The organism is Nitrospirillum amazonense (genome assembly GCF_007828045.1).
GTDB lineage: Bacteria > Pseudomonadota > Alphaproteobacteria > Azospirillales > Azospirillaceae > Nitrospirillum > Nitrospirillum amazonense_C.
In genome coordinates this window covers 20,754-32,736 of sequence record NZ_VITN01000040.1, presented here as the reverse complement: position 1 = coordinate 32,736, position 11,983 = coordinate 20,754, and the positions used below count along the sequence as shown (strand labels likewise).

The following is an 11,983-nucleotide window of genomic DNA, read 5'->3' as shown; positions in this document are numbered from 1 at the left end:
GACCGCCCGCCGGGTCAGGCCTTCCAGCCGGCTACGCCGGCCTCCAGGCCTGACCCGGCGGATGCGCTCCTACACCACGCGGTGGGGCACGATCGACCGGCTGCCCCGCCTGCAAATCGCTCTGTGGCAGGCTATCGGTGTGACCGAGGGGCAAAGTTTCGAGCTCTGGTCTTGGGACATCCCTGATGGGTACTATGTCGTGGCCCCTCCTACAGGGACGCCGGCGGCGATGTCGATGTGTCCAACGCCGCCCAGCCGTGGAGTACCGCCTACCTGGCGGCGCAGCCGCCTAAACCCTGACCGGCGAATTGGGCGCCGCTCAGCCAGTTACTCAGTCGAAGGTATAGCCAAACCTATTCACAATCTCGGCATCGATCTGGCCCACGGCGGCAATCAGATCCTTCCTGTCGTAATATTCCGAATAATGCCGCCTTTCCGAAGCGTTGCGGGCGGTGCGGGCATAGGGGATGGAGAATTTCGTGCATATCCTCTCCATCTCCATATCGTATTTCTCGAACATACTCACATCGGTGACGTCTCGGACCCATTCAGCCTGGGGAATGCCAAACCAGTTAGGACGCTTGGTCCCGCTCAGGCTGATCCGCAGCCACTCCTGAAAATCGTAATCCCGGGCCAGTGCATGTGACGCATTGAACTTGCTGAACAGGCCGTATTCCACGCTACGATGATAAGTATAGAGTGATACCATACGGTCCCAGGGGTTCCTGACGAAGGACATAGAGTAATATTCCTGCCAGGTATCCTGGAATATGTAATCCTTGGCCTCCTTCACCGTAGCGTGGTTAAACTTCTTGTTGAATTTGTCATTGAACCCCAGCTCGGTGACGATGGACAGGCCGGCCGTCTTGGGATTGTGGATGAATATCAGCTTCTTCTTTTGGTCCACATACAAGGGCGTCTCCATCTGAAGGGGGGGGGAACGGGCGGGCGATAGCGTCAGGCCGACGGCGCCCAGAAAGGCGGGGGCCGGAGAAAAGGATGTACAGGACGGGGGAGGTGTAGATGGAAATCAGCTGGGAGAGCAGCAGGCCACCCAGCAGGGATAGCCCCAGCGGGCGGCGCAGTTCGGCCCCGTTGCCGGTGGCCAGCACCATGGGTAACGCCCCGAACAGGGCGGTCAGTGTGGTCATCAGGACAGGGCGGAAGCGGTCGTGGCAGGCCGCGAGGATCGCGTCCTCCGTGGTCATCCGTAGGACGCGTTGATTGCGCAGGGCCACGTCCACGATCAGGATCGCGTTCTTCTTGACAATGCCAATCAGCAGGACGATGGCGATGAAGGTCATAAGGTTGAACGGCTCATTGGTGAGATACGTGACGGCGATCGCACCAATGCCGGCAGGCGGTATGGTCGAAAGGATAGTCAGGGGGTGAAGGTAACTCTCATATAATACACCAAGTATTATGTAGATGATGATCAGTGAAAGGACGATCAGGTAGGGTTGGGACTTGGTTTGGTCCTGAAATATCTTGGTAAGGCCGTTCGGCGCGAACTTGATCCCTGCCGGCGTGCCCAATTCCACCTTCAGCCTGTTCAGCTCATCCAGCGCTTCGCTTTCGCTCACCCCCTCCGCCAGGCCGTAACTGAGCGATAGGGCGGGATATTGTTCATCATGGCCTATGGCCTGACTGGATTGCCGGACGTTGACGTTGGCAACGGTGGACAGGGGGACCATGGCCTTGCGGCCGGGAATATCCAGATTCAACAGATTTTCCGGCGTCCAGCCGTCCGTCCGCATCTCTTCTAGGATGACGTGGTTGTAGGCCTTGTCCGTGTAGATGGTGGATATCTGGTTTTGCCCGAACGAATTCACCAGCGACCTATCGATGTCATAGGGCGTGATGCCCAGGCGAGCTGCCGCGTCCCGGTCAATCTCCACGTTCGCGTCCAGGCCCTTCTTCGTATCGTTGAGGTAGACCAAGCGGAAGACGTCGCGATCGCTTTTCATCCGGCTCTTTATGACGGGCGCCCATTGGTAAAGGTCGTCGATATTGTCGGCCTCTAATGACATTTGGACGCGTCCCATGGCCGCCAGCGTGCCGGCCGAGATGTACTGCTCGGCCCTGAGGTTGACATCGACATCGTCAATGTCGGCGACGCGGTCGTTGATCATCTCCACGACCTCCTGGGCAGAATGCCGGCGTTCCTTCAGCGGCTTGAGGGAGATGATGATGTCGCCGCCGCTAGAGGCGCCCGACGTAGTCCCTCCCACCGCCGACACGTCGGGAATGCTGGCGATGATGTCCTCGATCACCTTGACCTTGCCTTCAACGTACGGGAACGAGGTACCGGACCGGGTGGAGACAAGGCCCCGGATAAGCCCTGTGTCCTGCTGGGGAAAGCTGTTCTTCGGGGTGGAGATGAAAAGCCACGCCGATCCCACCGTCATGGCGATGATAAGGACCAGGGCGGATTTGCGGAACCGGATGATACGGCCCAGGCTGGAGACATACAGACTTTGCAGCCGGTCAATGCCCCGGTTAAACATTTCAACGACCGCCGTGCCGAAACCCGGCCCCCGCCCGGCGAGGTTTCCGCAGATCATGGGTGTGAAGGTCAGGGAGATGACACCCGAGATCATGACGGACACGGCCAGGACCAACGCGAACTCGTGGAACAGGCGGCCGACCAGCCCGCCTATGAACGCGAACGGCACGAACACAGCCACCAGCGACAGGGTCATGGACACGATGGTAAAGCCGATCTCCCGCGCACCGTCCAGGGCGGCTCGCAAGGAGGACTTACCCATCTCGCGGTGGCGGGCGGCGTTCTCGATCATGACGATGGCGTCATCGACGACGAAGCCCACGCTGATGGTCAGCGCCATCAGCGACAGGTTATCCAGGCTGTAGTCCAGCAGCCACATGATGGCGAAGGTGCCGGCCAGCGATAACGGCACGGCGGTGGCGGCGGCCAGGGTCGGGGCCAGCCGGCGCAGGAACAGGCCCACCACCAGGATGACCAGGGCGATGGAAATCAGCATGGTGACCTGTACGTCATCAACGCTGGCGCGAATGGCGCCGGTCTGGTCGTTGATGATGTGGATGGTCACACTGGGCGGCATCCAGCGCTGGACTTGCGCCAGTTCAGCTTTGATCAGGTCCACCGTCTTGATGACGTTGGCGCCCGGCTGCTTCAGCACCGAGACCAGCACGGCTGGCTGATCTCCGAACCAGCCGGCCTGCATCTTGTCCTCCATCCCGTCCTCGACGACGGCGACGTCGCCCAGGCGAAAGACGCCGCCGCCGGCCGTGCGGATGACCAGGTCGCGATAGTCCTCCGCCGTGGTCATCTGGTCGTTGGTGGCCAGCATCAGCGTCTGCTCATCGGTATCGATAAGGCCCACGGGCTGGATGACGTTGGCGCTGCTCACCGCGGTGCTGATATCCGCCATGCTGACCTTGCGCGCGGCCAGCGCCTTGCTGTCCGCGCGGATGCGGATGGCGGACTTAGCGGCGCCGTTGGTGGCGGCCCGGGCCACGCCCTCCACCTGCGACAGGCGTTGGGCCAGGATGGAATCGGTGGCGTCATACAGCGCCTGGACGGTCAGCGTCGGGGACGTCAGCGCCAAGGTCATGATCGGGCGGTCGTTGGGATTGACCTTGTGGACCGCCGGGCTGCTGGGCAGCCCGGCCGGCAGATCGGGCGTGGCGGCGTTGATGGCCGCCTGCACGTCGCGGGCGGCGTCCGTGACCGTGTGCGTCAGATCGAACTGCAAGATGATGACGCTGCGGCCCAGGGCCGTCGTCGACGTCATCTCATTGACGCCGGCGATCTGCCCCAAATGGCGTTCCAGGGGGGCCGTCACCGTCGCGGCCATGGTCACGGGATCGGCTCCCGGTTCCGCCGTAACCACCGATATGACGGGCATGTCGGTGTTTGGCAGCGGCGCCACCGGCAGGAAGGCATACGCCATGGCCCCAATCAGCGCCAGCCCGATGGCCAGCAGGGTGGTGCCGATAGGGCGGTGGATGAACGGTTCAGAAATGCTCATGGAACCGCGCGTCCCCCAGACAGCCCCGAGGCGCCGCCGAGAGCCGGACGGGGCGTCGCTCCCCCACCAGGCGTGGCAAGCGCCTGGAAAGGCGGCCCCAAGCGTACGAAATAATGTGACGCCGACAAATGATCCGAATACAAACGTATTCATCGCTTCTGCTTTTTATGACGCAGAAATGCGTTCGATATGCTGGTTTAGCCTGCCGTGCCATATGTATTCTTCCCAAAGATCATGGCGCCGATCTGCGCTCGATGTAAATGAAATTCATTTTTTAAGTCAATGAGATTCAATGATTAAATATAGTTCACGGAGAGTGCTGCCACAATTTTGCGACGGTTCATTGAATGGCGCGAAATGTCATGTGAACATCACGTAAATATAAAATTTGAAGCAAAAAATAGCGGGTTTCCGCGTCAGATTGACGCACGGCACACTGAGCTATTGGAACATCAATGCCGTTTAACAGATATATAATTCCAATGAATGAACTTATAGGGGATATTAGATAGAAATATCCCGAAAAAATGTATCCATCCCGCACCATGCAAGGCGCGGGGCGCACGGGCATGCAGCCTTTCCAAAGCGGCAGAGTGGGGCGATGGAGAACAAAGCGGATTTTGAAAGGTTCGAACGGTATCTGTGCAAACTTCAAGAGCACATAGGACATGTCGACCGGCATAAGCCGCTGAAGGATTATTGTATTGGCCTTCTGGCCGCCGGCGGCCGGAAAACGGCGGGCCCCCTGGCCGCGTTCACGGCACCGAACCGGTCGCCCGCGCAACACCAGGCCCTGTTGCATTTCATCGGGAAGGCCCCCTGGCCCGACGCGCTGTTGTTGCGCGAGGCCGGACGGCATGTCTGGCCCAGCCTCGGCGGTCCGTCAGTCTGGGCGGTCGATGAGTATTCCTTCCGCAAACAGGGCAAACACTCGGTCGGCGTTCTGCGACAATCCTGCCCGGAGTTGGGAAAAGTCGAGAACTGCCAGATCGCCGTCACGCTGACGGGCGCCAGCGCCACCGCCAGCCTTCCCATGGATTACCGTCTCTACCTGCCCCGGGAATGGGCGGACGATGACACCCGCCGCGAGAAGGCGGCCATCCCCGCCACCATCCACTACAGGAGCAAGAAGGAAATCGCCATCGATCTCATCATGGACGCGATGGCGGCCGGGGCGGATGCGCGCCCAGTCCTGGCCGGGTGCGACTACGGGGCGGATCCCAATTTCCGGAAGATCGTGGGGGACCAGGGCCTTGATTACGTGATGGACGTTCCCGGTTCGACCCTATTTCTGGTGGAGCCGGTGGTGGACTGCCTGATATCCGAACCCAGCGGACAATATACCAGCGTGCGCCTACGGACCGGACTGCCGGAAAGGGGCGCCATGTCGGCGGAACATCTCGCGGCCGTGGTCCGGGACCAGATGCGGCCGATGACGGAGCAGATCCTGGACGCCTTGACCGTCCTGAAGGTCAGCCCCGTGGACGATGCGCCCATGGACGGCGGCGGCGCGGCCTGGCTGGTCATCCGGGGTGGATCTCCTGTCCGGCATCGGATGGGATACAGCGTAACGAATATGGCCATCCCGGCCCGGATGCCGGAAATCCGCAAGGTGCCGGCCTGGCGGGACACTATCAGAAAAGGAAAGCTGCAACTGAAACAGGAACTGGGGCTGGGCCATTACGAAGGCCGCAGCTGGCGCGGCTTCCATCATCACGCCACGCTATGCGTCGCGGTACAGGCCTTCCTGTCCGGAGAGCGATATCGGCCTGGGCCGGCGGCGGTGGCCGACCTGATGCCGCCGGCGGTGACGCCACAGCCAATACCGTCCGCCAGCGCCGCCGCCTGCGGGTGACGCCATGGGAGGCCTGATCATGGAAGGTATGGATAGCCATGTGGGCGCGCCGGAGTCGATGGTGATGGACATCGCTGCGGGCTTGCTGGGCACCCCACCCACAGCACCTGAGATGGCAGGGGGGGTCGAGACCCTGGCCCTGGCCTTGGTGAAGGCGGGGTTTCACGACCATCGCGGCATTCTGATCCATGGTTCCCATGCCGATGGGACGGCCAACGCGTTCTCCGACGTCGATGTCGTCGTCATCTGCGAGGAAACGTCCAGCAAGGACCAGCTAAAGCTGCTTCACCGGGGCCTGCCGTTCGACATCACGCATATGAGCAAGGAGGGGGTAAGCCGGCGCATCTCGGCCGATATCGCCGGCCGTCGACCCCGCCTCATCTTCTCCATCGCGCGGTCCCGCATTCTGGAGAGCAAGGACGCCTTCACCGGCGACATCATCGGATTCTGCCAGGCGGCCGTGCGAGCCCCGTACACGGTGAAGCCCAACGACACCTTAAAGCTCAGGCGGGTGGTTTCAGGACTCTGCCTGGACATCCTGGCGCCGAAGGACCGCACCGCCGCCCTGTGCATCGTTCCGCAACTGATCGCCTCCATGCTGTCCCTGAAGGCCCTGCTGCTCAGCGGCTGGATAGAGCAGGGGCGCCACGCCTATGCCGCGGCAGCAGGCGACGGGCGCTTCCTGACCAGCCTGATGGCCGCGGCCCGCCGGGCCTATGACGGGCAGGATTTGACGGACCTCTGCTCCATGGCCGCGACCCTGGTGCGGGAGGCTGGTGGGCCGACATGGCGGACCCTGGATTCCTGACATCATTTTTCAATGTAGGGCATAGGTATGATTGACGATGGCACCGACGCGTCCGTGAAAAACGTATTCGATCCGAATCAAAACGATGATTCTCCGGTCAATGCAGGCGGCAGATATCTTTTTCTAACAGTAATAACCGCCATCATATCGGTCATATCTATTTTATTGTTCTATCAATTATTCGGCGTTCATCACGCAATTTCCTGAAAACTTCCCTTATTTGGCAGTAATCGACCAATCAAGACCCAGGCGGCAAGGAAGGCGGGATGTTTAGTCGAAACAAATTGCGTTTGATCATGCAGTCCCAGACCACCGAATGCGGCCTGGCCTGCCTGGCCATGGTCTCCACCTATTATGGCAGCGGCAACACCTTGCTGGAGTTGCGCCTGAAACACAGCGTCTCGCTCAACGGATTGAACGTCCTCAACCTCAAGGACATCGCGGAGGAACAGGGCTTCGAGGGGCGTGTATTGAAGCTGCCGCCGGAGGACGTGAGCTTGGTGAAATGCCCGGCCCTCCTGTACTGGAACGCCAAACACTACGTCGTCCTGCACAGAGTCATCGGAGAGGTCTACGAGATTTACGACCCGGCCTCCGGCATCAAGAAAATGCCGGCCGAGGCATTCCGTGAGCATTACTCCGGCATCGTTCTGGAACTTTCACCCACCCCCGTGTTCACCCCGCGCACACACCCGCATCGCCTGAAGATGTCGCATCTCCTGACGCCGGTGACGCGGCATTTCAGCGGCCTGCTGCAGATCTTCGCCCTTTCGGTGGTGCTGGAGTTCTTCTCCATCCTCTATCCGCTGGGGGAGCAGGCGATCATCGACCGCGCGGTCAGGAATGGCGACACCTCGCTTGTGTTCATCATCGCCGCGGCGGCGGGCTCCATCATCCTGATACGCACCGGGGTCACCTACCTGCGCGGCCTCATCCAAGTGGACGCGAGTTCCAGTTTCGTGTTCCACATCCGACAGAGCGTCCTGCGCCATATTTTCAAGCTGCCGGTGACTTGGTTCGAAACGCGGCGCCTGGGCGACATCGTCTCGCGAATAAACTCCATCCAACCTCTGCAGGAGATATTCACCAACGGCATCACCGTCGCCCTGATCGACGCGATCATGGCCGTGGTGACCCTGGCCTGCATGGCCTACTACTCCCTCACCCTGACACTCATCGTGACCATTTCCGTCCTCATCTTCTGCGCGGTCCGACTGTTGACCTTCCCGGTCAGCAAAAAGATCAACGATGAGAACGTGAAGAAGATGGCCAAGGTGGACAGCGTCACCATCGAGACCATCCGCGGCATCCGCGTCTTCAAGATCTTCGGCAAAGAGGGCGACCGGTACCTGGCGTGGAAGCGTGCGTTCGTTGATGCCTTGCATACTATGATCAGGATGCAGAAGATCAGCCTGCAGATCAGCACAGGAACGGCCGCGCGCCAGGGCATCGAATCGCTGCTGGTCCTGTCGGCCGGCGCCGTCATGGTGATCAAGGGGCAGTTGACACTGGGCATGCTGATCGCCTTCCAGGCGTTCAGGCTGAACTTCTCGGAAAGCATGGCCTCCGTCCTCGGACAGTACCTCAAGCTGCGGATGCTGGATGTGCATCTGGACAGGATTTCGGACATCGTCTGCACCCGGCCGGAATTGGCCGAGCCGGCGGCGTCGGGCGCACAGGTGGCCGAGGTGAATGGCGGCATAGAGCTGCGCAACGTCTCCTTCCAGTACAGCCGGTACGACAAGGTTACGCTCAGCGACGTCAACCTGGCGGTCAGGCCCGGCGAGTTCGTTGTATTCACCGGCATTTCTGGCGGGGGGAAGACCACCTTGGTCAAAATCATGATGGGGCTGTACAAGCCGACGACGGGACAGGTCCTGCTGGATGGCCGACCCATGACTGACGACTTGGTCCACATGCTGCGCGACAGGATCGGCGTCGTCATGCAGGACGACATGTTGTTTTCCGGAACAGTGGCGGAAAATATCGCCTTCTTCACCACGGCGCCGGACATGGCCGCCGTAATGGACGCTGCCCGCCAGGCGCAGATCCACGATGACATCATGAAGATGCCGATGGCCTACAACACCCTAGTTGGCGAACTGGGCTCCACCCTATCCGGAGGCCAGCGGCAGCGGGTGCTGCTGGCCCGAGCCCTCTATCGAAAGCCGGCCATCCTGTTCCTGGACGAGGGCACGTCCAACCTGGATGTCCAGACGGAGAAGGGCATCATGGATACCATCCTGTCCTTGAATATCACCCGCGTCGCCGTGGCGCACAGACCCGTGGCTCTAAAAGGCGCGGACCGGATCTTCGCCGTTGGCAACGGCCGGGTGGATTTAGCGCCACCCCGCGTAGCGCCCCCGCCCATGCCGACCATGGCGGCGCCGGTCTGACCCGGGGGGGGCCGCAACCGAAGGGAGTTTCCATCATGGCAAAGCGCTTGCTATCCGGCCATCGTGCCGCCGCGTTGGCGGTGTCCGTCGTCGCGTCCATCCAGCCACCGATTGAGGCATGGGGCGCCACGGGGCCGTCCACGCCCCACCAGGGGGGCGCGTCGATCGATCTGGTGGCGGCCACGGCGCCCAGGGAGACGGGCCGGGCTGACGCCCCCCTGGTGCTGGTCGAATACTTTTCGTTTGGCTGCGCGCCCTGCGCGGCGTTCGAGGCGGAAATCGTGCCCGGCCTGCGGCGGGATTTCATCGATACCGGCAAGGCCAGGATCATCTATCGCGACTTCCCCCTGGACAGGCCGTCGCTGCTGGCGGGCATGCTGGCCCGCTGCATCTCACCCGATCGGTATGAAGCAGCCAAGGCCGGCATCTTCAAAGACCGGGTCGACTGGGTGGGAACGGCCGATCCGGTGGCTGGCCTGAAAGCGCTGCTCAGTTCCGACATCGGCGCGGACAGGGCGGAGACCTGCCTGAGCAGCGGCCCGTTGATGGACGCCTTGGTCACATCCCGGCAGGAGGCTGAATCCCTTGACGTCTTCAGCACGCCCACCTTGCTGCTGCGGCACGCCGACGGAACGTACGAAAAAATAACGCGCTACCACAATTACGAGGAACTGCGGGCGCTGCTGGCGCAGCGCCAAGGCTCCTGACGGTCCGGCCCACGCAGGCGCAAGGGGGGGCTCCCCGGCCCCGCGTGGTCCGGAGATCGGCCTTACTGGGGCGAGGCGGGCGAAGTGGAAGGCTTGTCGGTCCGCTTGGGACCATTGCCCGTGAGCTTCGTCAGGGTGGTCTGGCAAGGTGCGCTCAGCTTGTCGTAATGCGACCGTAGACAGGCGAACACGCGCCCGTCGCCGGGTTTGACGCCTTCGCATAATTTATCGAAATCGTCGCCGCAGGCTTCCATGAGCGGGCCCTGGTGCAAGACCTTGTCCCCGTATACCGGGTCGGAGGCATGCGCCGGGGCGGCGGTCGCCACCAGCACGAAGGCCGCAAGGACAGCGCGACCGGTTCCTAACCTGAAAAGGGAAAGCGGCATTGGGTTCAACTCCCACTGGTAAAGGGTGGGCGGCGAAAGGCGCCCGTCCTCCGGCACCATAGAACTCACCCACCTTGCTGTCGATGTAAATAGCAGAAATGTTTTCTGAATACGTCCGTATATTTCTGACTTTATAATGTAAATCTTGTGACTTAGTCAAATAATATAATGAAAATCCTGTAATTTTGATAATTGACTCCCCCGTCGCGCCGTGAAATATCTTAGCAGAAAAGAACAAGTACTGGCCGTTTGTGGCGCAGTAGCGCTTAATGACGTAGTAATAAACTGTGATCTAGTGCAGATTATTCTTTTGGCTTCCCCGATAAGCCCAACATCATAGAGGCATGGATGACCATTGTTTGCATGGGCGGGAAGGACTATCCACAAATCACGGCGGTTCGTGACAAGCTGCTGGCCCGGGGCATGCCGGTCCTGATCATTGGGCCCCAGTCACCAGACCTGTCGCTGACCGTTCAGGATGGCCTTATCGCCTTGCGGATGGGGGACAGGACGGTCGATGTCGGCGTCCTGTGGGAACAGATCCGGATCGACGGCATTCTCAAGGACACATCGACGGAATCCTACAACAGGACATTCGCCCTGCGCGAATGGAAGGCGTTGCTGGCCAATATTGCGGACGCGTTCGACGGCGTCCGGATCAACAACCGGCGCTCCAAGTTGAACGCCAGTTCCAAGGTCCGCCAGCTTGTCCTGGCCGCCCAGGTCGGGTTCCGAGTGCCGGAGACGCTGCTGTCCAACAGCAAGGCGCACGTGCACTCACTTCATCACAGCGGCGGGGGCGTCATCGTCAAGACGATCGGCGCGCGGTTCGCCGTCAGCCCCGGCAAGCCGATGCAACCCATTCTGACCCGCGAAGTCCTGCCGCAGGACCTTGAGGAAATCGGGAACGCCGGCTTTTCCCAGTGCCCCGCCGTGTATCAGCGCAAGGTCGAAAAGCGGTTCGAGGCGAGGATCGTCTGCATCGGGGACACGATCCTTCCTTTCAAGATCGATTCCCAATCGAAGCCTTACGCCAGGATCGATTGGCGCGCCGGCAACGAGACCCTGGACTTCACGCCGTACGCGATCTCGCCGGAAGTGGCGCAAGGAATTCGGCGGTTCATGACCCTGTCCGGGCTGGACGTCGGCCATTTCGATTTCATCATCGACCGCGACACGGAGGAATACGTTTTCCTGGAATGCAATTTAGACGGGAATTGGGGCTGGCTGGACAGGTCGTCGGAGGGCGCGGTCAGTACCGCCTATGCCGACATGCTGGCCGCGCGATGGGCGCGTTCCGATGCCGCCACCGTGGTGGCATCGAGAAAAACACAGCAATTTCTTGATGTGTGTTGATAATATACGCCAAATAGTTTAAAATAAATATGCCGTAGTTGTAAATAACACCTCGGCATCTCTGGCGGTTATGTAATTAACTGCTAGGCAAATCAATCAGAAATGAGGGTATTATTATGAACAACGCGATGAATTATGCCCCCGTCGTGCTATCCAAGCACACGCAAGATTTCGATCAGCTGAAGAACGCCATCATCGAAGACAAGAAGGAAATGGAAGCCACCGCTGGTGGCATCCGGAACTGCTTCGAAATCTACATCCCGACTATCGTAGTTGTCATCGATGCGAACGGCCAATCCGTGACCTTCACCGTCACGGATGCGATCGAAAGCTGCACCACCACATCGTAATTATTTATAGCACAGATGATACCGGCCGTATGGCGCCCCTGCGCCATACGGCCCCCTTCCCCTGTCTGTGCCTCATTCCAAGGCCCCGCCCCGACGCGGACGCACCGTCAGG

The 11,983-nt window shown here is 60.4% G+C and carries 8 protein-coding genes and 1 pseudogene; 6 read left to right on the top strand and 3 right to left on the bottom strand.

The window, feature by feature from the left end; all coding sequences use genetic code 11:
* Window positions 1-331: 331 nt before the first annotated feature.
* Both FBZ89_RS29585 and FBZ89_RS29580 read right to left on the bottom strand, forming a co-directional pair.
* Window positions 332-907 carry a sulfotransferase family 2 domain-containing protein gene (locus FBZ89_RS29585; RefSeq protein ID WP_186457657.1) on the bottom strand — a complete coding sequence of 192 codons (576 nt, stop codon included), beginning with the start codon at window positions 905-907 and terminating at the stop codon, window positions 332-334.
* Window positions 825-4,013, bottom strand: a complete 3,189-nt coding sequence (locus tag FBZ89_RS29580) for an efflux RND transporter permease subunit (RefSeq protein WP_186457656.1) — start codon at window positions 4,011-4,013, stop codon at window positions 825-827. The genes FBZ89_RS29585 and FBZ89_RS29580 overlap by 83 nt, the downstream gene beginning before the upstream one ends.
* 601 nt (window positions 4,014-4,614) lie before the next feature.
* Here FBZ89_RS29580 and FBZ89_RS29575 point away from each other — a divergent pair.
* From FBZ89_RS29575 to FBZ89_RS29560, 4 genes and pseudogenes are all read left to right on the top strand, one after another.
* A pseudogene (locus tag FBZ89_RS29575) lies at window positions 4,615-5,775 on the top strand (IS701 family transposase); the annotation flags it as partial.
* A gap of 112 nt (window positions 5,776-5,887) precedes the next feature.
* Entirely contained in the window at window positions 5,888-6,676 is a 789-nt protein-coding gene (locus FBZ89_RS29570; protein WP_186457655.1) for a nucleotidyltransferase domain-containing protein, read from the top strand.
* A gap of 296 nt (window positions 6,677-6,972) precedes the next feature.
* Complete coding sequence (locus FBZ89_RS29565) at window positions 6,973-9,072, top strand: peptidase domain-containing ABC transporter (protein ID WP_186457654.1); 2,100 nt, start codon at window positions 6,973-6,975, stop codon at window positions 9,070-9,072.
* 35 nt (window positions 9,073-9,107) lie between these two features.
* Complete coding sequence (locus FBZ89_RS29560) at window positions 9,108-9,779, top strand: thioredoxin domain-containing protein (protein ID WP_145754587.1); 672 nt, start codon at window positions 9,108-9,110, stop codon at window positions 9,777-9,779.
* 62 nt (window positions 9,780-9,841) lie between these two features.
* Here the strand turns inward: FBZ89_RS29560 and FBZ89_RS29555 are convergent, their stop codons facing one another.
* The gene (locus FBZ89_RS29555; protein WP_211115414.1) at window positions 9,842-10,225 is read right to left on the bottom strand and encodes a cysteine rich repeat-containing protein; all 384 of its coding nucleotides are present in this window, start codon (window positions 10,223-10,225) and stop codon (window positions 9,842-9,844) included.
* 288 nt (window positions 10,226-10,513) lie between these two features.
* On the opposite strand from FBZ89_RS29555, the gene FBZ89_RS29550 reads away from it, so the two are divergent.
* Window positions 10,514-11,521 (top strand): MvdC/MvdD family ATP grasp protein, encoded by a 1,008-nt coding sequence (locus tag FBZ89_RS29550; RefSeq protein WP_145754586.1) that lies wholly within the window; start codon window positions 10,514-10,516, stop codon window positions 11,519-11,521.
* 116 nt (window positions 11,522-11,637) lie between these two features.
* Entirely contained in the window at window positions 11,638-11,871 is a 234-nt protein-coding gene (locus FBZ89_RS29545) for a hypothetical protein (protein WP_145754584.1), read from the top strand.
* The last annotated feature ends 112 nt before the right edge of the window (window positions 11,872-11,983 follow it).

Bases quoted from the DNA above. Each gene is read 5' to 3' on its own strand.
- FBZ89_RS29570 (WP_186457655.1), top strand. From the start codon at position 5,888: ATGGAAGGTATGGATAGCCATGTGGGCGCGCCGGAGTCGATGGTGATG.
- FBZ89_RS29550 (WP_145754586.1), top strand. From the start codon at position 10,514: ATGACCATTGTTTGCATGGGCGGGAAGGACTATCCACAAATCACGGCG.
- FBZ89_RS29565 (WP_186457654.1), top strand. From the start codon at position 6,973: ATGCAGTCCCAGACCACCGAATGCGGCCTGGCCTGCCTGGCCATGGTC.
- FBZ89_RS29560 (WP_145754587.1), top strand. From the start codon at position 9,108: ATGGCAAAGCGCTTGCTATCCGGCCATCGTGCCGCCGCGTTGGCGGTG.
- FBZ89_RS29580 (WP_186457656.1), bottom strand. From the start codon at position 4,013: ATGAGCATTTCTGAACCGTTCATCCACCGCCCTATCGGCACCACCCTG.
- FBZ89_RS29545 (WP_145754584.1), top strand. From the start codon at position 11,638: ATGAACAACGCGATGAATTATGCCCCCGTCGTGCTATCCAAGCACACG.
- FBZ89_RS29555 (WP_211115414.1), bottom strand. From the start codon at position 10,225: ATGGTGCCGGAGGACGGGCGCCTTTCGCCGCCCACCCTTTACCAGTGG.